A 19,940-nucleotide genomic window follows, 5' to 3' on the forward strand; every position below is an offset into this window, starting at 1 on the left:
TCCAGGCACAGGTTGGTGACGACCTTGGTCAGCCATGCCTCCGGCACCTTGATCCGCTGCCGGTCGGCGGCCTGCCAGTGCACGAACGCGTCCTGCACGGCGTCCTCGGCGTCGGCGGCGGAGCCGAGGAGACGGTACGCCAGCGAGGCCAGCCGGTTGCGGCTGGCCTCGAACCGACTGGTGTCGAAGCGATCAGTGGCGGTGCTGTCCACGTGGATCACCCTAGGCGGCTACGCGACCGTCTTCGCGCCGGACGTGACGGCGTTTTCGGCGGTCGCGTCCGGCGCGGCGGCCAGGCGGTGCCTGCGCTTGGGCATGCCGAGGGTCGGGTGCGAGGTGGCCCAGCAGGAGAGCGCGACAAGGCGCACCTTGAGCCGCGCGGACTTCCGCCCGCCCATGTGCTTCGGCTTCGGCTGCCCTTCGTCGTCGACCCCCTGCCAGATCGCCTCCCCCTGCCCGAGGCTGATGTGGTTGTACGTGTAGACCAGCTTGGTGTTCGCGATCTTGCGGCCGGTCAGGCGTCCCAGGATCGCCCCGATGGCCTGCTGGCTGGTGCAGGCGGCCGAGGCGCAGGACATCGGCAGCGGTCGGCCGTTGTCGCCGATGGCGTAGGCGCTGTCGCCGATGGCGTAGACGTTCGGGTGTGACACCGACCGCATGGTGCGGTCGACGACGATCCGACCGTTCCCGGTGACCTCCAGCCCGCCGGCGGCGGCGATGGGGTCGACCGCGAACCCGGCCGTCCACACGGTCGCGTCGGACGCCAGGGCGGTGCCGTCGGCGCACAGCACCCGTGCCGATTCGACGGCCTCGACCATTGTGTGCTCCAGGACGGTGACGCCCAGCCGGTCGCAGGCCCGGCGCAGGCGGCCGCGGGCTCCGACGGAGAGCCGGGCGCCCAATTCGCCGCGGGCGATGAGCGTCACCGACAGCCCGGGGCGGGATTCGGCGATCTCGGTGGCGGTCTCGATACCGGTCAACCCGTCGCCGACGACCACCACACTCCCGCCGTCGCCTCGCCTGCCCAGACTGTCCAAGCGCTCGCGCAGGCGCAGCGCCGAGGGCCGGGCGGCGACGTCGAAGGCGTGCTCGGCCGCGCCGGGAACGCCGTCGACGTCGCCGTGGCTACCGAGCGCGTAGAGGAGCGTGTCGTAGCCGAGTTCGCCGCCGCCGCCGTCGGCGTCGGCCACGGCGACGACCTGGCGCTCGGGGTCGACGGCGGTGACACGGGCCAGGCGCAGCCGGATCCCCGTGCCCGCGAACACGTCGGCGAGCTTCGGAGCCTCGATGTCCCGGCCGGCCGCCAACTGGTGCAGGCGCATCCGCTCGACGAAGTCCGGTACAGCGTTGACCACGGTGATCTCGACGTCCGCCGGGGACAGCCGGCGGGCCAGATTCCCGGCCGTGTAGGCCCCGGAATAGCCGGCGCCGAGAACGAGGATGCGGTGCTTCATGAGTAGCTCCTGTTCGGTTCGATTGCTCCCGGTGGCTTGAGCGGAACAGCGCCCCGATTGCTGACAGGAACCACATGTGATGTGGGTCACAGTGCGACAGGTGGCTTTGGATGCTTGAACGGACAGCACTTGTACCCGGGTCCGGGAGGCGACCGGCGTACGCCGGCGAGTCGAAAAGTTCGTGAGCTGAGGCAGCACGGACACTCGCCCGGAGCGCGGTCCCGTTCGCTGGTGAGCTGGTCAGCCGGTGCGGCGGGAGCGGGTCAGCGCCAGTCCGCCGAGGAGCTGTCCCTGCGGGACCTGCGTGCGGTGTGGCGGCCGGTGACCATCCTGTCCTTCGGTCTGGTCTTCGCCTCCGCCGCCGCCGTCGGCCACGCGGCGGTCGCGCTCACCGGGATGCCGCCCGCGATGGCGTTCGTCCTCGGCGCCGTGCTGTCCAGCACCGACCCGGTCGCCGTCACGGCCCTCGGCCGCCGCCTCGCGCTGCCCGGGCGCGTCCAGGTCCTCGTGCAGGCGGAGAGCCTGTTCAACGACGCCACCTCGCTCGTACTGTTCAAGGTCGCCGTCGGCGTCGCCGTGGCCGTCGGCGGCACGGTGAACCTCCCTGAGGCCGGCGGTGAGCTCGTGCTGCTCGGCGGCGGCGGCAGCCTGATCGGCGCCGCGGTCGCGGGCCTGGTGTGGCTGGTGCGCCGCCGTACCACCGACCCGGTGCTGGAGACGGTGATCGCCCTCGTCACCCCGTACGCCGCCTATGTCCTCGCGGAGTCCGCACACACCTCGGGCGTCACGGCGGTCGTGATCGCCGGTGTCCTGCTCGGCCGCTCCAGTCACCGCCTCACCGACGCGCACTCCCGGCTCCAGCTGAACGCCGTCTACGCCGTCGTGGTGTTCCTGCTGGAGAGCGTCGTCTTCAGCATCGTCGGCCTGGAACTGCCCACGCCAGTCCGTGCCCTGCCGGCCGGCCGGGGATGGTGGCCGCTTCAGGCGCTCGCGCTGGCCGCCGTCCTCATCGCCGTGCGCGTCCTCTGGACGCTGCCGCTGACCCGCGCGGTCAAGCCCACCCGCGGGGGGGCTGTCCTGGCGGGTCGCCGGGGTGGTCACCTGGGCGGGCACCCGCGGCGTCATGCCGCTGGCCGCGGCCCTGTCCATCCCGCTCACCGCCGACAACGGCAGCGCCCTCGCCGGACGCCCCCTCGTCCTCGTCCTGACGAGCTCGGTCGTCGTGTTCACCCTCGTCGTCCAGGGCCTGACCCTCGCCGCGGTGGTCAACCGCTCCGGACTCGCCCTGGAGCCCGAACACACCGCCCAGGAGGAGGACGATGCCCGCGACGCCCTCAACCACGCCGCCCTCGAGCACGTCGACCACCTCGCGACCCTGGAGGTCATGCCCGCCACCGCCGTCGACCGCGTGCGCCGCGGCCTCACCGCCCGCCTCGACCACACTGCCGAAACTCCCGACGGCACCACCGCCGACGCCGCCTACCGCCAGCTGAGGCGCGAGGTGATAGCCGTCCAGAGCACCGAACTGCACCGCCTCTACGACGAGCACCGCATCAGCGACACCACCCGCCGACGCCTCCAGCACGACCTCGACCGCGAGGAAGCCGCCCTCGGCATCGGCTGAGCACTCCGTCTGCGGACGGCCACCCGGGGAAGCGGTCTTCGTCGTGTAGGGCCGCGAGCCGGGCGCCAGCGCTCAGACGCAGCCCTGACACTGCAGCTGGCGCACAGCCAGGACGGCCTGGCCGCCGCGCGGGCAACAATGGAAGCCGCGCCTCCTACGGTTTCCTGCTAGGCCCTGCTAGCTAAGGCACGTTCACTGCTTCCGGACGGGCGGCCCAGCGGGCACGTCGGGTGGGATGCTTCCCGTCCGATCACGCAGGAGCCGGGTCTCCGGCATCGACACCTGCAAGCTTGAGGACCTATGTCAGACCGCTTCTCCGGCCCCCAGGCGCTCGCCGAACCTGCCGTCGACATCACGGACCTGTACTCCTTCCCCGCCCGGAGGAGGCAGGCCGGCTGGTTCTGGTGACGAACGTGTTCCCCACGGCCGCGTCAACCGTCCTGTTCTCCGACGCCGTCGAGTCCGGACGCAGCTCGCGAACCCGCTCACGCAAGATCGTCAGCCCACGCTCCCGGCCGATCCGCTCCGCGATCACCGTCAAGGGCATCGTCGGAGTCTGCTTCAGCAGTTCCCGGACCACTGGCTCCACCACGTCCACCACCGAGCCCTTCGGCGCCCGCCGGTAAACCGGCGGGCGGTCCGAGGCCAGCGCCCGCAGCACCGTACTTCGGGAACTCCCCAGTTGCCGGGCCACCGCCCGGGCCGACAGCCCCTCGCTCCGGTACAGCAGACGGATCTCAGCCCAGTCCTCCACGTGGATCACCCTCGCTTCCTCCTGACTCCAGACCAGTGAAGTCAGGATGATCAAGAGATCCGAGTGCGGCCCGCTTTTGATTTGCCGTCCGTGGCCCTCATTTCAGGTTCTGGATCACTTTCCGGAAAGTGATCCAGAACCTCATTTCACCCGTTGCCGAGAGACGGCCGGCGGAACGCTCTGCCCGGGGCACCGACCGTGCCGCCCGCCGGGCACTGCCGCCGGGCGGGACCGGTGATGCCGTGGGCATCATGGAGGCGGGGCGGCTGCGGGCTGCTCCGTGTGAGGCCGTGAGTCCTTCGCGATCAGCCCTTCGGTACTCGTGAGGCGTGTGTATGGAGATCCCATCGTCGGGAGAAGGTACAAGCCCCGACGTGTCCTCCCAGACGGACGAGGAGCTGCTGGCGTGCCTGTTCGAGCAGGCACCCATCGGTCTGGTGGTGTACGACACGCGCCTGCGTCTGGTGCGGGTCAGTGCGGCCGTGGAGCGGGTCAGCGGCGTCCCGATCACCCGGCTGCTGGGACGCCATGTCCGCGAGGTGTACCCCGGGTCGGACGGCGAGGTGGTCGAGGAACGCCTGCGGTCCGTGCTGGCCGACGGCGTACCCCGCCGTACCGAGCACCGGATCCCCACGCCGGCCGACGCCGGCGGCGAGCGGGTGTGGTCCGGCACTACCTTCCGCATGACCGGTGCGAGCGGAGAGGTGATCGGGGTCGGCTCCATCCTCGTCGACAAGACCTCCCGCACCCGTGCCCGGGAGCGGCTGACCCTGCTGAAGGAGGCCGGTGAACGGATCGGCTCGACCCTGGACGTGCGGCGGGCCGCCGAGGAGTTCGCCGAGGTCGCCGTCCCGCAGCTGGCGGACTTCGTCGCCGTCGACCTGCTCGACGGCGTCGAGCGTGGCGAGGAGCCCAGCCCTGCGGGCGGTGCGCCCGCGCTGCGCCGGGCGGCGGTGCGGTCGGCGACCCCGCAGGCCCCGCAGTCGCTCCACCCGGTCGGCGCGGCCGTGGCCTTCCACCCCGCCACCCCGCTGGCCCGCTGCCTGGCGTCAGGGGAGGCCTTGCTGATCAAGGGCACGGCTGGCGCGCTCGACTGGCCGGCCCACGACCCGGCGCGAGCGGAGAGGATCACCGAGGCCGGTGTCCACTCGGTCGTCATCGTCCCGCTGAAGACGCGGGATCTCACTCTGGGCCTGGTCCACTTTTACCGCTGGCGCGCCTCGCGTCCCTTCGAGGACGACGACCTCAAGCTCGCCCAGGAACTGGCGGCGCGGGCGGCCGTGTGCGTGGACAACGCCCGTCGCTACACCCGGGAGCGCCGCGCGGCCCTGGCCCTGCAGGACAGCGTGCTGCAGGAACCCGCGCCGGCACACGGTTCCCTGGCCACCGCCCATCGCTACCTGCCCGCCCGCACGGGGGCCGGCGGCGACTGGTTCGACGTCATCGCCCTGCCCGGCGCCCGCACCGCCCTGGTCGTCGGCGACGTGCCGGGCTGCGGCATCGACGCCGTCGCCCGCGCCGGCCGCCTGCGCACCGCGGTGCGAACCCTGGCGGGCATGGGGCTATCGCCCGACGAGGTGCTCGCGCACCTGGACGACACCGTCTCGGGAGCGGCCGAGCCCGAGCACGACGCGCGCGAGCCCCTGGCGGCCATCGGCGCCACCTGCCTGTTCGCGATCTACGACCCGGTGACGGGGCACTGTCAGATGGCCAGCGCCGGACATCTCCCACCCGCCGTCGCGCGGCCCGGACGGCCCGCCGCCTTCGCCGACATACCCACCGGGCCCCCGCTGGGCCTGGGCGGCCTGCCGTTCGAGACCGCCGACATCGACCTGGAGGCCGACAGCATCCTGGCCCTGTTCACCAACGGCCTCGTCCAGCAACGTCCCTTCGACCTCGATGCCGGCCTCGACCGGCTGCGCCTCGCCCTCGCCGAAGCCGCCGACGACCTCGAAGAGCTCGCCGATACGACCGTGGACGCCACCCTCGCGGCGAGCTCCCCGGACGACGACGCCGTGCTGCTCCTGGCCCGCACCCGGGTCCTGACCGCCGACGACGTCGCCACCTGGGACCTGCCCTCGGATCCGGCCGTCGTGTCGCAGGCCCGCGCCATGGCCAACCGCCAACTCCGGGAGTGGGACCTCACGGAGCTCGCCCTGGTCACCGAGCTGGTGGTCAGTGAACTGGTCACCAACGCGATCCGCTACGGCCGCAGCCCGATCCAACTGCGCCTCATCCGTGACCGTGTGCTGACCTGCGAGGTCTCCGACGGGTCCAGCACCTCGCCGCACTTGCGGCTGGCCCGGGACACCGACGAGGGCGGCCGCGGACTGTTCATGATCGCCCAGTTGGTGGACGCCTGGGGCACCCGTTACGGTCCTACCGACAAGACCATCTGGGCCGAACAGACCATCCGTCCCGCCGAGTTGAGCTCCCTGGGAGAGGCACTCATGGCGGCGGTGGAGCCGCTCTGACCTCGCTCCCCCGGCTCCGGCCGGGGCGAAGCCCGTGGCCAGCCCCACTCGCTCGTCGTCCGCTGGAGTCCAGCCGCACCTCCTGGGCCGAAGCACGGCGGCGAGTTCGTCTTCAGTCAGCCGTGGAACCGCCGCTCGGCGCCACCGTGGTGAACAGGTCGTCGCCGCGGACCCACCGGCCGCGGCGCATCACGGCGACCAGGTCGTAGGTGTCGGAGTCGAGCACGACCAGGTCGGCGAGCTTGCCGGCCTCCAGCGAGCCGATCGAGTCGGAGAGGCCGAGCAGACGGGCCGGGGCGGCGGAGAGTGACTCCACGGCCTGGTTGACGGTCAGCCCGTGAACGACCATGGCACGGCGGAATACCTGATCGAGCGTGAGCGTGGACCCTGCGATGGAGCTGCCGTCGGGGAGCATGGCGACGCCGTCCTTGACCTGGACCTGGAGGGGGCCGAGGGGGTAGAGGCCGTCGCCCATGCCGGCGGCGCCCATGGCGTCGGTGATCAGGGCGACCCGGCTCGCCCCGGCGGTGCGGTAGGCGAGGTCGAGGACGGAGGGGTCCAGGTGCACGCCGTCGTTGATCAGCTCGACGGTGACCCGCTCGTCCTCCAGCAGGGCGACGATGGGGCCGGGGGCGCGGTGGGCGATGCCGGGCATCGCGTTGAAGAGGTGGGTGGCGACGGTGGCGCCGGCGTCGATCGCCTCCAGGGTGGTGGCGTAGTCGGAGTCGGTGTGGCCGACGGCGGCGATGACGCCGAGGTCGGCGAGCATGCGTACCGAGTCGAGGCCGCCGGGGAGTTCGGGGGCGAGGGTGACCATCCTGGCGTGGCCGCGGGCGGCGTCGACGAGCTTGCGGACGAGCGCGGGGTCGGGCTCGCGCAGCAGGTCGGGGCGGTGGGCACCGCAGCGGCCCGGGGAGATGAAGGGGCCCTCGAAGTGGATGCCGGCCAGGACGCCGTCCTCGACCAGCTCGGAGAGCACGGCGGCCTGGCGGGCGATCTCGTCGATCTCGCCGGTGACGGTGGAGGCCATCGTGGTGGTGGTGCCGTGTTCGAGGTGGGTGCGGGCGGCGTGCAGGGCTTCGTCGGCGATGCCGGAGGCGTAGGAGGCGCCGCCGCCGCCGTGGACGTGCAGGTCGACGAAGCCGGGGACGACGGTGTGGCCGGTCAGGTCCAGGTCGCCAATCTCGGGCTCGCCGCTCGCGATGGCCGCGATCCGGTCGCCCTCGACGGCCAGGCGGTCACCCACGACGCCGCCGGGCAGAACCAGCCGGGCACCGGCCAGCATGACACGGGAGGAGGACATGCAATCACCTGCTCAAATTTGATCGGGACATGACTTCGTAAGCATTTTCACGCAGAGGCCGGTCCGGACTCGGGAACGTTTCAGAGGACATTCCTTTCCTGGTAGCAGCACACTCCTGCGGGCCGAGGGCTACAATCCCGTCATGCTCAAAGCTGATCGCGCCGCCCGAATCCTGGCGCACGTCTCCGAGTCGGGCAGCGCCGATGTGCACGAGCTGGTGGAGCTGCTCCAGGTCTCGTCGGCCACCGTCCGTCGCGACTTGCAGGAACTCAACGACCAGGGCCTGCTGCTGCGCACCCGAGGCGGAGCCGTCACCGGCGCCGTCAACCTCGAACTGCCACTGCGGCACAAGCACGGGAAGCGGCAGGCCGAGAAGCGTCGGATCGCCGTGGCGGCCGACCGGCTGGTGCCGGACGGCGCGGTCGTGGGCCTGACCGGCGGCACCACGACGAGCGAGCTGGCACGGCTGCTGGCCGAGCGCGGCGGGATCACCATCGTGACCAACGCCGTCAACATCGCGGCCGACCTGATCGTCCGCCCGGACGTCCGCCTGGTGGTGATCGGCGGCATCGCCCGGACCACGAGCTACGAGCTGGTGGGGCCGGCGGCCGAGCGGATGCTTTCGCAGTACCACCTGGACATCGCTTTCATCGGTGTGGACGGCCTGACCCCGGGCGAGGGCTGCACCACGCACGACGAGATGGAGGCCACCACGGACCGGGCTTTCCTCCGCAGCACAACCCGGGCTGTCGTCCTGGCGGACAGCAGCAAGATCGGCCGGGTCACGTTCGCGAAGATCTGCCCGCTCTCGGACGTCCACGACCTGGTCACGGATGACGAGTTGACCAACGCGCAGGAGCAGGACATCACCGCCACAGGGGTGCGGGTCCTGCGGGCCTGACCTGAGCCCGCCCGCGCACGGCGCTCGTGCGGTCGCCCCGGGCACCCCAGATGCCCGGAGCGACCGTGGACAGGACGGTCAGTAGGTGGCGATGCCCGGGTCCGAGAGGCCCGGGGTACCGGTCTCGACGTGGCCGGCGAGGCGGCGGACGAAGTCGGCGGTCGCGCTGGAGGTGACGGTCACGTCGTACCAGTTGCGGCAGGCGCTCAGGTCGACGGTGTACGGGACCGTGGCGCCCCGGCGGACCTTGAGGGTTTTCGGCGATCCTCCGTAGGCGTTGGTGACGGTGAGGGTGGCGTCCACGCCGGCCGGGTTGGTGAAGGTCAGGTCGAGGTTGCCGGTGGCCGGGTTGTGGCGTGCGGTGACCTCGGGCTCCGCCGTCTTCCCGGGGTTGCGGAAGCGGCGCAGGAAGCCGTTCGGACCGTGGACGGTCAGGTCCGTGACGCCCTTGGAGTATTCCGTGTTCCAGGTGTCCGAGATCGTCTTGCCCGCCTCCGTGGTGTACGTCCACGGGCCGTCGGTGCGGCCGGGCGACGTCACCAGGAACTGGGCGCCCGCAGACGCACCCGCGTTGAAGGTGAGACGGTACGTGCCGGTGCCGGTGTCAGCCGAACCGTCCACGTACGGCGCGTACTTGAGCGGGCGGGTGGGCTTGGCGCCCGGCTCCTGCTTCGGCATCGTGCCGGTGGCGGGTGGGGTGGGTACGTAGTCCGGGTGCCGGTTGTGGTCCTTCGGGAGGTAGGCGGCGGTGGAGGGCAGCCTGGCCGGCGCCGCGTTCGAGGCGGTGAAGTCGAAGGCGGAGGTCAGGTCGCCGCAGATCGCCCGCCGCCAGGGCGAGATGTTGGGCTCCAGCACGCCGAAGCGGCGTTCCATGAAGCGGATGATCGAGGTGTGGTCGAAGGTCTCCGAGCAGGTGTAGCCGCCGGTGCTCCAGGGCGAGACGACCAGCATCGGCACCCGCTGACCGAGACCGTACGGACCGGCCGCGTAGTCGGCGTCGCCGCTGAAGTAGTCGGCGTCGGTCGCCACCGTCGACAGGCCCTGCGCGTCGGAGGAAGGCGGGAACGGCGGCACCACGTGGTCGAAGAAGCCGTCGTTCTCGTCGTAGGTGATGAACAGCGCGGTGCGGGCCCACATGTCGGGGTTGGAGGTCAGCGCGTCCAGCACCTGCGAGACGTACCAGGCGCCGTAGTTCGCGGGCCAGTTGGGGTGCTCGGTGAACGCCTCCGGCGCGACGATCCAGGAGATCTGCGGCAGCGTGCCTGCCTGGACGTCACCGCGCAGACGGTCGAACAGTCCGTCGCCCGCCCTGGCGTCGGTACCGGTGCGGGCCTTGTCGTACAGCGGGTCGCCGGGCGCGGCGTTGCGGTAGTTGTCGAAGTACAGCAGCGAGTTGTCGCCGTAGGTGCCGCGGTAGGCGTCGTCGATCCAGCCCCACGAGCCGGCCGCGTCCAGGCCGTCGCCGATGTCCTGGTAGACCTTCCAGGAGATCCCGGCCTGCTCCAGCCGCTCGGGGTAGGTCGTCCAGCCGTACCCGGCCTCCTGGTTGCCGAGGACCGGGCCGCCGCCGGTGCCGTCGTTGCCGGTGAACCCCGTCCACAGGTAGTAGCGGTTCGGGTCGGTGGAGGAGATGAGCGAGCAGTGGTAGGCGTCGCAGAGGGTGAACGCGTCGGCGAGCGCGTAGTGGAACGGGATGTCCTGGCGGGTCAGGTAGGCCATGGTGGTGGCCGACTTGGCGGGGATCCACTGGTCGTACGTGCCGTTGTTGAATGCCTGGTGGCCGCCGGCCCAGTCGTGGTTCAGGTCCTGGATGAACTGCAGGCCCAGGTCGTTGACCTGCGGGCGGAACGGCAGTACCTCCTTCTTCGCGCTGTCCGTCTGGTGCCACACGGACTTGCCGCCCGGCAGGGTGACCGGGCGGGGGTCGCCGAAGCCGCGGACGCCCTTCATCGCCCCGAAGTAGTGGTCGAAGGAACGGTTCTCCTGCATCAGCACGACGATGTGCTCGACGTCCTGGATGGTGCCGGTGCTCCCCTGCGGGGCTATGGACGCGGCCCGCGCGATGCTCTGCGACAGGGACGAGAACGCGACGGTGGCGCCGGCCAGTTGGAGGAAACGGCGGCGGTTCAGCTCTGCCATGAATGACCTCTGTCTGTCACAAGGATGGAGGGACAGTGCCCCGAGGGGAGCCGGGCCGGCCTACTTGACGGATCCGGCGGTGAGCCCGGAGACGACGTGGCGTTCGATCACCGCGAAGAGGACCACGACCGGCACGATGGCCACCAGCGAGGCCGCGAACACGTAGTTCCACTGCACGCTGTAGGCGCCGATCATGTTGTTGATGCCGACGGTCAGCGGTTGCCGGTCCGGGGAGTTGGTCAGGGTCAGGCCCATGATGAACTCGTTCCAGGCCGAGATGAAGGTGAAGATCACGGCGGTGACCACGCCGGGCAGTGCGAGCGGCAGGGTGACCCGGAACAGGGCCCCGACCCGGCTGTTGCCGTCGATCATCGCGGCCTCCTCCAGCTCGACCGGGATCGAGCCGATGTAGGCGCTGAGGATCCAGATCGCGAAGGCCAGGTTGAAGGCGGCGTTCGCGAGCACCAGGACGACGGGGGTGTCCAGCAGGTCGAGCGCGTAGAACTCGCGGTAGAGGCCGACCTGGAGGGCGGTGGGCTGGAACATCTGGGTGACCAGCACCAGCAGCAGGAACGCCTTGCGGCCGCGGAAGCGGACCCGGGCGGTGTAGTACGCGGCGGGCAGGGCGACCAGCAGCACCAGGAGTGTCGAGCCGCCGGCCACCAGCAGGGTGATCTGGAGGTTCTGGCCGAGCGTGGTGTCGGTCCAGACCTTGGTGAAGGAGGACCAGTCGAAGTGCGTCGGCAGGTAGGAGTTGTCGCGCAGCTGGTCGGCCGGGCGGCCGCCGGTGATCAGCATCTCCAGGTACGGCAGCAGGAAGAGCGCGGCGAGCGCCCAGGCCACCACGGTGAACAGGACGGTCCGGGCGCGCGGACGGCGGATCACCGGCGTCGACTGAAGGGTGGTCATCAGCTCTCCTCCCCGTTCCAGCGGCTGACCTTGAGGAAGACGATCACCATGAGGATCACGACGGCGAAGTTGACCACGGACATGGCGGCGGACTCGGCGACGTCGTAGCCGCGCAGCATGTACATGAACACGGTGGTGGTGGCGGTGTCGGCGTTCGGGCCGCCCTGGGTCATGCCCCAGATGACCGGGAACGAGTTGAAGACGTTGATCAGGTTGATCACCAGGCCGACCAGGAAGGCGGGGCGCAGCAGCGGCAGGGTGATCTTGCGGTAGGTCTGCCAGGGGGTGGCGCCGTCGACCCTGGCGGCTTCGTAGACCTCGGCGGGGATGGTCTGGAGGCCGGCGAGCAGGGTGTAGGTGGTGAACGGCAGTGAGACGAAGACGGCGACGAGGACCAGCCAGGGTTTGGCGTGGGCGGCGTCGCCGAGCCAGGCCTGGGGGTGGTCGATCAGGCCGAGGTCGAGCAGGAGCCGGTTGAACACGCCGGCGACCTGGTCGAGCATCCAGCGGAAGCCGATCGCGGTCATCAGCACGGAGGCGGCCCAGGGGGCGATGAGCGCCCAGCGGGTGACGCGGCGGCCGGGGAAGTTCTGGTTGAACAGCTGGGCCAGCGCGAGTGAGATCAGCATGGTCAGGCCGACGACGGCGAGCGTCCACACGGCGGTCCAGGTGAGGACCGCGGGCAGCCGGGGGTCACTGAAGAGCTTGTGGTACTTGATCAGGCCGGCCGGGCCGTGGTCGGTGCCGGTGGTGTCGATCTTGCGCAGCGAGGTGGCGACCATCTCGATGACCGGCCAGACCACCACGCCCAGGATGAGGACGACGGCCGGGGCCAGCCAGGGCAGTGGCCCGAGCCGTGCGAACAGGGAACGGCGCCTGACCGGCGGGCCCTCAGGTGGGCTCGGCGGGCCTGCCGTCGGCGTGTCCGGCGTGGCGGGGTCGCCCGGCCGGACGTCTGCGGTGGTGCGGGAGGACACGGCGGGGATTCCTTGCGCCGTCGCGCCGGTCACTCGCCGGCCTGCTGGGCGGCCTGCTGGAGTGCGTCGAGGGCCTTCTTCGGGTCGCCGAGCGCGCTGCCGATCTGGGTCTTGACCTGCGCGGAGACGGCCGGCCAGGTCGGGTCGCTGAGCGGGTAGAAGGTGGCGGTGGGCAGGGTCTGCAGGAACGGCACCAGGGCCTTCTCGTCCGGGTCGGCCTGGAGCGCGGTCAGCGCGGACTGGGTGACCGGCATCAGGCTGTACTCCTTGTCGAACTTCACCGTGTTGTCCTTGGAGTAGGCGAAGTCGAGGAAGGCCTTGATCTGGTCCTTGTGGCCGCCCTTCTTGAAGGCCATCACCCAGTCGGCGACGCCGAGGGTGGTCTTCGAGGTGCCGTCCTTGCTGGGCATGGCGGTCCAGGTGACGTCCATGGTCTTGACGTCGTTCAGCTGGGTGGGGATGCCGTTGAGCATGCCGACCTTGCCCGACGCGAAGTCCTTGGCCAGGTCGGTGCGGTTGACGGAGGCGGGGCTCTGCTCGGTCAGGCCGGCGTCCGCCCAGCTCTTGAGCTGGGTGAAGGTGTCGATGTTGGCCTGCGAGTTGATGGTGTACTTGCCCTTGGCATCCTGGTAGCCGCCGCCGTTCTCCAGCATCCAGATGAACGACTCGCCCTGGGCCTCCTCCTTGCCCAGCGGCACGCCGAGCGGGATCTCGACGCCGGCGTTCTTCAGCGCGGTGGCGGCGGCGGTGAGGTCGGCCCAGGTCTTGGGCGCCTTGGCCGGGTCGAGGCCGGCCTTCTTGAAGAGCGCGTTGTTGATCAGGAACATCCGGGCGCTGGAGACGAACGGGATCCCGTACTGGGTGCCGTCCTGTTCGCCGGCGTGCGCCATCGCGGGGATGAAGTCGCCTGCGGTGCTGCCGGAGAGGACGTCCTTGGCCGGGTAGAGCTGGCCGTTCTTGGCGAAGTCGGCGTAGCCGCCGGTCTGCAGGATGTCCGGCTGGTTGCCGTTCTGCACCATCGTCTTGACCTGGGTGTCGAGGTCGTTCCAGTTGATGACCTGGAGATCGACCTTGATCTTCGGGTTCTGCTGCTCGAAGGCGGAGATGACGCCCTGCCAGTACGCCTGACTCGGGTTCTGCCCGTTGGAGCCGTAGTCGGCGGCAACGAACCTGATCGTCGTGACGCCGTCGGCGGAGGTCGAACCGGAATTCGATCCCTTGCCGCACCCCGACAGTGCGAGCGTTCCGGCCACGGTGGCCGCCGACAGGGCGAGAAGACGCCGCTTCATCTCTGATACCGCCTTTGCAGCTGGGGCCGACCCAGCGGCGGCCCAGGTGAGGGTTGTACAAGTTGCACGAAAGTGCACCGTGCAATGGGTGTTTGCTCAATATCGAGCATCAATGTCACCAGAGTGTGCATCCTCATCCCCCCGCCGAGCCAGTCGCGTTACCGAAGCGTTGCAGTTGAAACGTGAAGAGAACGTGAGGCGAATCTGCACCTTGACGCGGACCGCCCAATCGCCCGAAGCTGCTCGACACATGACTGAATCTGCATGATCTTCCGATCATTGACGCAACTTCAGTCAAACACGGAAGGAATCCCCACACCTCGTGACCAGACGCTTCCGGTCCCCCCGATCCACCGCGCTGCTGGCGACGACCGCCGTGCTCGTCGCCGGTGCCGCGCTCGGCGCGACGCCCGCATCGGCCAATGACGGCGTGAACGCCCCGGCCGCCAACTACACCGCCTCGGCCAGCCCCAACGGCCCGATCGGCGCGGTGCCGCCGATGGGCTTCAACAACTGGGCGCGGGCCCAGTGCACGCCACAGGCCCCACTCGACGGCTCCGACCCGCTCACATACTCGTTCCAGCAGTACATGAAGGACAACGCCAAGGCGCTGTCCGACACCGGCCTGATCGCCGCGGGCTACAAGTCCGTGACCGTGGACGACTGCTGGATGTACCGCAACAGCGCCGGCTACCTGCACGGCGCCCTCAACTGGGGCGGCGCCACCGACGTCCGCAACACCTCCCAACAGCCCGGCTTCGAATACGACTTGAAGGCCTACGGCGACTACCTTCACAGCCTGGGCGCCAAGTTCGGCATCTACGAGACCTCCGGCACCCACACCTGCTCCACCGACCAGCCGACCGCGCCCAACCTGCCCAACGGCAGCGAGTACTACGAGCAGAACGACGCCAACTCCTTCGTCTCCTGGGGCGTCGACGAGCTCAAGTACGACAACTGCGGCGACGTCGAACCGGTCCGCACGCTCGACGCACGGATGTCCGCCGCCCTCAACACGGCCGTCACCAAGGCCAACCAGGCCGGCACCGCCACGCCGAACGTGATGTTCAACATCTCCGCCCCGGCCGGTTACGACAACGGCTCGGAGAAGTTCTCCTCGATGCGCTGGGTCCGCCCACTGGGCCAGCTGTGGCGGGTCGGCCCGGACATCTGGAACCACGGGGACGGCAAGAACCCGTGGAACCAGGCGATCGCCCCCGGCGGCTACAGCATCGGCGCCTACCAGAGCTTCGACTACTCCGTCGAGATGAGCCGCTACCAGGGCCCGGGCAACTGGAACGACGCCGACATGCTCCTGATCGGCGACAACGGCATGACCACCGCCGAGGAGCGCAGCCAGATGTCGCTGTTCTCCGCGCTGGCCGCTCCGCTGGTGATCTCCACCGACGCGCGCAAGTTCGAGCCCGCCTACCTCGCCGCCCACCCGGCCGAGGCCTCGCACCTGAAGGCGTCGATCGGCATCCTCGGCAACTCCGAGGTCATCGCCGTCGACCAGGACCCGCTGGGCGCGGGCGGGTACCGGGTGCTCGGCGGTGCCGCCGGCTCCAACGGCACGCCGGCCGCCACCAGCGGCATCGACGTGGTCGTCAAGCCGCTGGCCGACGGCAGCCGGGCCGTCGTGGTACTCAACAAGGGCGCCGCGAGCGCGAACTACTCGCTCAACCTGGCGGCGGCGGGCTTCAACACCGTCGGGTGCTCCTACAGTGTGCGCGACCTGTGGGCACACAGCACCGGCTCCTCCGGCGGCACGGTCGCCCTCACCATCGGGTCGCACGACAGCGCGATGCTCAAGGTCAGCGCGAACGGCGGCTGCGGCGGCACCACGCCGCGCGGCCAGATCACCGTCTCGCGCGACGACTGGGGCAAGGAGTCGCTCTGCCTGGACAACCACGCGTCCGGCACCGCCACCAACAACCCGGTCGACGTCTATCCCTGCACGAGCAAGAGCAACCAGCAGTGGCAGCGCAACGCCGACGGCTCCGTCCAGCTCCTCCAGACGGGCGCGGCCAGCCTCTGTCTCACCGCCCAGAGCACCGTCACCAAGGGCGCGCTCAACCAGCAGCAGGGGCAGTGGGTCGGTGTCGCACCCTGCGGCTCGGCCCCGGGACACCAGACCTGGACCTACAACCGGGACGGCAACCTGAAGCTCGCCGGCACCAGCTCCTGCCTGGACGTCTACGGCGGCACCACGACGGCCGCCGGCACGCCGGTCGACCTGTACGACTGCGGTGCCGCGCCGGACGCGATCCAGACCAACCAGACCTGGGCCGCGCCGTTCGACGCCCCGCCGACGGCCTGACGTCGGACACCTGCGCGGCCGTGCCGGTCGGTTCGGCGGAACCCACCGGCACGGCCGCCCGATCTTGCTCAGAGATGACACATTGAGCTATCAATAGATCAGCTTCGCGCAATCAAGCGCGCAACATGAAACGTGCACCCAGGGCAGAGCGACACCCGAGTGCCACCCAGCCCCGACCGAGGAGAGCCCTGATGAGCTACGTCGAGCAGGAGATCGCCAGTCAGCCGGAGTGCTGGCGCAAGGCGCTGGCGCTGGAGCCCGCCGGGCTGCCGGAGCACGGCGAGCGGGTGGCCGTGATCGGCTGCGGCACCTCGCTCTACATCGCCCAGGCGTACGCGGGCCTGCGCGAGGGTGCCGGGCTCGGTGAGACCGACGCCTTCGCGGCCTCCGAGTTCCCGGCCGCCCGCGACTACGACCGTGTCGTCGCCATCAGCCGCTCGGGCACCACGACCGAGGTGCTGGCCGCGCTGGTGCGCTGCGGCACCACGCCGACCGTCGCGATCACCGGCGACCTCGCCACCCCGATCAGCACGGCCGCCGGCACCGTGATCGACCTGGAGTTCGCCGACGAGAAGTCTGTCGTCCAGACCCGCTTCGCCACCACCGCGCTGGCGCTGCTGCGCGGCCACCTCGGCCTCGCCCCCGCCGACCTGGTCGCGCACGCCGAGCGGGCACTGACCGAGCCGCTGCCCGAACGAGCCGGCGCGGCGAGCCAGTTCACCTTCCTCGGGACCGGCTGGACAGTCGGCCTGGCCAACGAGGCCGCGCTCAAACTGCGCGAGGCCTCGGGGTCGTGGACCGAGTCGTACCCGGCAATGGAGTACCGGCACGGCCCGATCAGCGTCACCGGCCCGAACAGCGTCCTCTGGTTCTTCGGCGAGCCGCCGACCGGACTGGTCGACCAGGTCCAGCCGACCGGCACCGCGCTGTCGGTCAGCACGCTGGACCCGATGGCCGACCTCATCCGCGCCCAGCGGCTCGCCGTCGAGCTCGCCAAGGGCCGCGGCCTGGACCCCGACCAGCCCCGCAACCTCACCCGCTCCATCGTGCTGACCCAGCCGTGAGCCCCACCGCGATCGCCCTCGACGTCGGCGGCACCTACATCAAAGGCGCGGCGGTGGCCGAGGACGGCAGCCTGCGCCACACCGAGCGCTGGTTCACCCGGGCCGAACGCGGACCCGAGGCCGTGCTGGAGACCGTCCTGGACTGCGCGGCCGAACTCGCCGGGCGCTTCCGTCCGGCCGCCGCGGGCATCGCCGTACCCGGCATCGTCGACGAGCCGGCCGGCACCGCGGTGCTCGCCGCCAACCTCGGATGGCACGACCTGCCCCTCCGGCACTGGCTGTCCGAACACCTGGGCATCCCGGTCGCGTTCGGGCACGACGTACGGGCCGGCGGCATCGCCGAGGCCCGGGCCGGCGCCGGCCGCGGCAGCCGCAACTTCCTCTTCGTACCGGTCGGCACCGGCATCGCCACCGCCCTGATGGTCGACGGCCGACCGCTCACCGGCAGCCACACCCGCGCCGGCGAGCTCGGCCACCTGGTGGTCCGCCCCGGCGGCGAGCCCTGCGCGTGCGGCGGGCGCGGTTGCGTGGAGACCTTCGCCTCGGCCTCCGCCATCGCCCGCCGCTACACCGCCGCCACCGGCGAACGGTACGTCACCGCCCAGCAGGTCGCCGAGCGCGCCGCAACCGGGGACCGGACGGCCGCCGCAGTCTGGCAGGAGGCCGTCGACGCGCTCGCCGACGGCCTGGCGAGCGCGGTCACGCTGCTCGACCCCGAGCGCGTCGTGATCGGCGGCGGCCTGGCCCGGGCCGGCGAGCCGTACTTCGCTCCGCTGCGCGAAGCGCTGGCCGCCCGGCTCACCTTCCAGGCGATGCCGCAGCTCGTACCCGCCGAACTCGGCCACGAGGCAGGCTGTTACGGCGCCGGACTGCTCGCGCAGGACCTGCTGGCCGCCGGAGTCGCGCCGTGATCCTCACCGTCACGCTCAACACGGCCCTTGACATCACCCACCACCTGGACCGACTGCGCCCGCACGGCAGCAACCGCGTCCGGGCGGTCGCCGAACGTGCGGGCGGCAAAGGCGTCAACGTCGCCCGTATCCTGCACACCCTCGGCCACCCGACCGTCGTCACCGGCCTGGCCGGCGGCCGTACCGGCGAGGCGGTCCGCGCCGAACTCGCCGCCGCCGGGCTGGTCGACCGGATGCTGCCGATCCCCGGCGAGTCCCGGCGGACCGTGGCCGTGGTCGAGGAGGACGTCGGGGACACCACGATCCTGCTCGAACCCGGACCGGTGGTGGGCGTCGAGGAGTGGGAGCAGTTCATCAACCACCTCGACAGGCTGCTACCGCAGGCCGGGGCGGTGGTCCTCTCCGGCAGCCTGCCGCGCGGCCTCCCCGACGGCGCCTACGCCCACCTGCTCCGGCTCGCGCACGGCCACAACACCCCTGCCGTACTCGATGCCGACGGGGCGGCCCTGCGCGCGGCGCTCCCGGCCGGTCCGGCCCTGATCAAGCCGAACGCCGACGAACTCGCCGCCGCCACCGGCCTGGCCGACCCGGTGGCCGCCGCCCGGGCGCTGCAGACCGCCGGAGCGGGCGCGGTGGTCGGCTCGCTCGGCGAGCACGGCCTCATCGCCGTCACCCCGCAGGGCAGTTGGCGCGCCCGCCCACCCGAGCGGCTGGCCGGCAACTCCACCGGCGCCGGCGACGCAGCCGTCGCCGCGCTCACCCTCGGCCTGGTCACCAACACCTCCTGGCCCGACCGGCTGGCCGAGGCCGTGGCACTCTCCGCGGCCGCAGTCGCCGCACCGCTCGCCGGTGACTTCGACCCCGCCGTCCACCAGGCCCTGCGGTCCCGTGTGGATGTCCAGACCCTCGAACAGCCCCTCACAGCCAAGGAGTTCGACCCGTGCCCCTGACCGGAACCGGCGCGATCACCACCGCCGCCGCCAGCGCCGCGCGCGGCGTCGGAGCGTTCAACGTCGTCCAGCTCGAACATGCCCAGGCCATCATCGCCGGTGCCGAGGCCGCGCACGCCCCGGTCATCCTGCAGATCAGCGAGAACGCCGTGCGCTACCACGGCGCCCTCGCCCCTATAGGCGTCGCCACCCTCGCCGCCGCGCGCGCCGCAAAGGTGCCGGTCGCGGTCCATCTCGACCACGCCACCTCCGTCGAACTCGTCCACGAAGCAGTGGAGTCGGGCTTCACCTCGGTCATGTTCGACGCCTCCGCGCTCCCCTACGAGGACAACGTGCGCGCCACCGCCGAGGTGGTCGAGCACTGCCACGCCGCCGGCGTCTGGGCCGAGGCCGAACTCGGCGAGGTCGGCGGCAAGGACGGCGTCCACGCACCCGGCGCGCGCACGGATCCCGCCGAGGCCGCGGCGTTCGTCGCCGCCACCGGCGTGGACGCCCTCGCCGTGGCCGTCGGCACCTCGCACGCCATGCTCACCCGCGACGCGGCGCTCGACTTCGAGCTCATCGCCAGGCTGCGTGCGGCCGTCCCGGTCCCGCTCGTCCTGCACGGTTCCTCCGGCGTGGCGGACGAGCTCCTGACCGCCGCCGTCGACGCCGGCATGACCAAGGTCAACATCGCCACCCATCTCAACCAGGTCTTCACCACCGCCGTCCGCCAGGCCTTGGCCGGCGACGTACGGCTGGTCGACACCCGCCGCTACCTCGGCCCCGCCCGCACCGCCGTCGCCACCGAGGTCACCCGCCTGCTCGGCGTGCTCAAGGCGACGCTCCCCGGCGACGACCCCCGGCCAGCCCGATGAGCGCCCGGACCTGA

Annotated in this window: 15 protein-coding genes and 2 pseudogenes; 9 read left to right on the forward strand and 8 right to left on the reverse strand. The window is 71.0% G+C overall.

Annotation, left to right across the window (positions count from 1 at the left end):
• Both ACGF0D_RS37600 and ACGF0D_RS37605 read right to left on the reverse strand, forming a co-directional pair.
• A partial coding sequence (locus tag ACGF0D_RS37600; protein WP_392924221.1) for a sigma factor occupies window positions 1-212 on the reverse strand: 212 nt, incomplete at its 3' end.
• Window positions 213-230: 18 nt separating this feature from the next.
• Window positions 231-1,454, reverse strand: a complete 1,224-nt coding sequence (locus ACGF0D_RS37605) for an NAD(P)/FAD-dependent oxidoreductase (RefSeq protein ID WP_392924224.1) — start codon at window positions 1,452-1,454, stop codon at window positions 231-233.
• Window positions 1,455-1,775: 321 nt separating this feature from the next.
• Between ACGF0D_RS37605 and ACGF0D_RS37610 the strand changes: the two are divergent.
• A pseudogene (locus tag ACGF0D_RS37610) lies at window positions 1,776-2,447 on the forward strand (cation:proton antiporter); the annotation flags it as partial.
• Window positions 2,448-2,547: 100 nt separating this feature from the next.
• Window positions 2,548-3,078, forward strand: a complete 531-nt coding sequence (locus tag ACGF0D_RS37615) for a hypothetical protein (protein WP_392924227.1) — start codon at window positions 2,548-2,550, stop codon at window positions 3,076-3,078.
• Between the two features lie 463 nt (window positions 3,079-3,541).
• On the opposite strand, the pseudogene ACGF0D_RS37620 reads toward ACGF0D_RS37615, so the two are convergent.
• A pseudogene (locus ACGF0D_RS37620) lies at window positions 3,542-3,841 on the reverse strand (helix-turn-helix domain-containing protein); the annotation flags it as partial.
• Between the two features lie 365 nt (window positions 3,842-4,206).
• Here ACGF0D_RS37620 and ACGF0D_RS37625 point away from each other — a divergent pair.
• A complete protein-coding gene (locus tag ACGF0D_RS37625) occupies window positions 4,207-6,306 on the forward strand; it encodes a SpoIIE family protein phosphatase (protein ID WP_392924230.1) in 2,100 nt (699 codons plus the stop codon).
• Between the two features lie 112 nt (window positions 6,307-6,418).
• Here the strand turns inward: ACGF0D_RS37625 and nagA are convergent, their stop codons facing one another.
• Window positions 6,419-7,609: an N-acetylglucosamine-6-phosphate deacetylase gene (nagA, locus tag ACGF0D_RS37630; protein WP_392924233.1), complete on the reverse strand. Its 1,191-nt coding sequence runs from the start codon at window positions 7,607-7,609 to the stop codon at window positions 6,419-6,421.
• A 142-nt stretch (window positions 7,610-7,751) separates the two neighbouring features.
• Between nagA and ACGF0D_RS37635 the strand changes: the two genes are divergently transcribed.
• Window positions 7,752-8,510: a DeoR/GlpR family DNA-binding transcription regulator gene (locus ACGF0D_RS37635; protein ID WP_392924236.1), complete on the forward strand. Its 759-nt coding sequence runs from the start codon at window positions 7,752-7,754 to the stop codon at window positions 8,508-8,510.
• 78 nt (window positions 8,511-8,588) lie between these two features.
• Here the strand turns inward: ACGF0D_RS37635 and ACGF0D_RS37640 are convergent, their stop codons facing one another.
• The 4 genes from ACGF0D_RS37640 to ACGF0D_RS37655 are packed head-to-tail and all read right to left on the reverse strand — an operon-like array spanning window position 8,589 to window position 13,824.
• Complete coding sequence (locus ACGF0D_RS37640) at window positions 8,589-10,649, reverse strand: phosphocholine-specific phospholipase C (RefSeq protein ID WP_392924239.1); 2,061 nt, start codon at window positions 10,647-10,649, stop codon at window positions 8,589-8,591.
• A gap of 60 nt (window positions 10,650-10,709) precedes the next feature.
• Window positions 10,710-11,558: a carbohydrate ABC transporter permease gene (locus tag ACGF0D_RS37645; RefSeq protein ID WP_392924242.1), complete on the reverse strand. Its 849-nt coding sequence runs from the start codon at window positions 11,556-11,558 to the stop codon at window positions 10,710-10,712.
• The gene (locus ACGF0D_RS37650) at window positions 11,558-12,535 is read right to left on the reverse strand and encodes a carbohydrate ABC transporter permease (protein WP_392924245.1); all 978 of its coding nucleotides are present in this window, start codon (window positions 12,533-12,535) and stop codon (window positions 11,558-11,560) included. The genes ACGF0D_RS37645 and ACGF0D_RS37650 overlap by 1 nt, the downstream gene beginning before the upstream one ends.
• Window positions 12,536-12,564: 29 nt before the next feature.
• The gene (locus tag ACGF0D_RS37655) at window positions 12,565-13,824 is read right to left on the reverse strand and encodes an ABC transporter substrate-binding protein (protein ID WP_392924248.1); all 1,260 of its coding nucleotides are present in this window, start codon (window positions 13,822-13,824) and stop codon (window positions 12,565-12,567) included.
• Window positions 13,825-14,146: 322 nt separating this feature from the next.
• Here ACGF0D_RS37655 and ACGF0D_RS37660 point away from each other — a divergent pair, with 322 nt between their 5' ends.
• The 5 genes from ACGF0D_RS37660 to ACGF0D_RS37680 all read left to right on the forward strand — a co-directional run bounded on the left by ACGF0D_RS37660 (window position 14,147) and on the right by ACGF0D_RS37680 (window position 19,926).
• A complete protein-coding gene (locus ACGF0D_RS37660) occupies window positions 14,147-16,144 on the forward strand; it encodes a ricin-type beta-trefoil lectin domain protein (protein WP_392924251.1) in 1,998 nt (665 codons plus the stop codon).
• A 191-nt stretch (window positions 16,145-16,335) separates the two neighbouring features.
• Window positions 16,336-17,208, forward strand: a complete 873-nt coding sequence (locus tag ACGF0D_RS37665) for an SIS domain-containing protein (protein WP_392924254.1) — start codon at window positions 16,336-16,338, stop codon at window positions 17,206-17,208.
• Window positions 17,205-18,119 (forward strand): ROK family protein, encoded by a 915-nt coding sequence (locus tag ACGF0D_RS37670; protein ID WP_392924256.1) that lies wholly within the window; start codon window positions 17,205-17,207, stop codon window positions 18,117-18,119. The genes ACGF0D_RS37665 and ACGF0D_RS37670 overlap by 4 nt, the downstream gene beginning before the upstream one ends.
• Window positions 18,116-19,069, forward strand: coding sequence for a 1-phosphofructokinase family hexose kinase (locus ACGF0D_RS37675; RefSeq protein ID WP_392924258.1), 954 nt, complete (start codon window positions 18,116-18,118; stop codon window positions 19,067-19,069). Before ACGF0D_RS37670 ends, ACGF0D_RS37675 begins: the two co-directional genes overlap by 4 nt.
• Window positions 19,060-19,926: a ketose-bisphosphate aldolase gene (locus tag ACGF0D_RS37680; protein ID WP_392924261.1), complete on the forward strand. Its 867-nt coding sequence runs from the start codon at window positions 19,060-19,062 to the stop codon at window positions 19,924-19,926. Before ACGF0D_RS37675 ends, ACGF0D_RS37680 begins: the two co-directional genes overlap by 10 nt.
• Window positions 19,927-19,940 lie beyond the last annotated feature (14 nt).

It is taken from the genome of Kitasatospora sp. NPDC048298 (genome assembly GCF_043201465.1).
Taxonomy (GTDB): Bacteria; Actinomycetota; Actinomycetes; order Streptomycetales; family Streptomycetaceae; genus Kitasatospora.

What these genes read in the sequence shown, in the direction of transcription:
- ACGF0D_RS37605 (WP_392924224.1), bottom strand. Translation starts at nt 1,454, where the DNA reads ATGAAGCACCGCATCCTCGTTCTCGGCGCCGGCTATTCCGGGGCCTAC.
- nagA (WP_392924233.1), bottom strand. Translation starts at nt 7,609, where the DNA reads ATGTCCTCCTCCCGTGTCATGCTGGCCGGTGCCCGGCTGGTTCTGCCC.
- ACGF0D_RS37635 (WP_392924236.1), top strand. Translation starts at nt 7,752, where the DNA reads ATGCTCAAAGCTGATCGCGCCGCCCGAATCCTGGCGCACGTCTCCGAG.
- ACGF0D_RS37640 (WP_392924239.1), bottom strand. Translation starts at nt 10,649, where the DNA reads ATGGCAGAGCTGAACCGCCGCCGTTTCCTCCAACTGGCCGGCGCCACC.
- ACGF0D_RS37645 (WP_392924242.1), bottom strand. Translation starts at nt 11,558, where the DNA reads ATGACCACCCTTCAGTCGACGCCGGTGATCCGCCGTCCGCGCGCCCGG.
- ACGF0D_RS37655 (WP_392924248.1), bottom strand. Translation starts at nt 13,824, where the DNA reads ATGAAGCGGCGTCTTCTCGCCCTGTCGGCGGCCACCGTGGCCGGAACG.
- ACGF0D_RS37665 (WP_392924254.1), top strand. Translation starts at nt 16,336, where the DNA reads ATGAGCTACGTCGAGCAGGAGATCGCCAGTCAGCCGGAGTGCTGGCGC.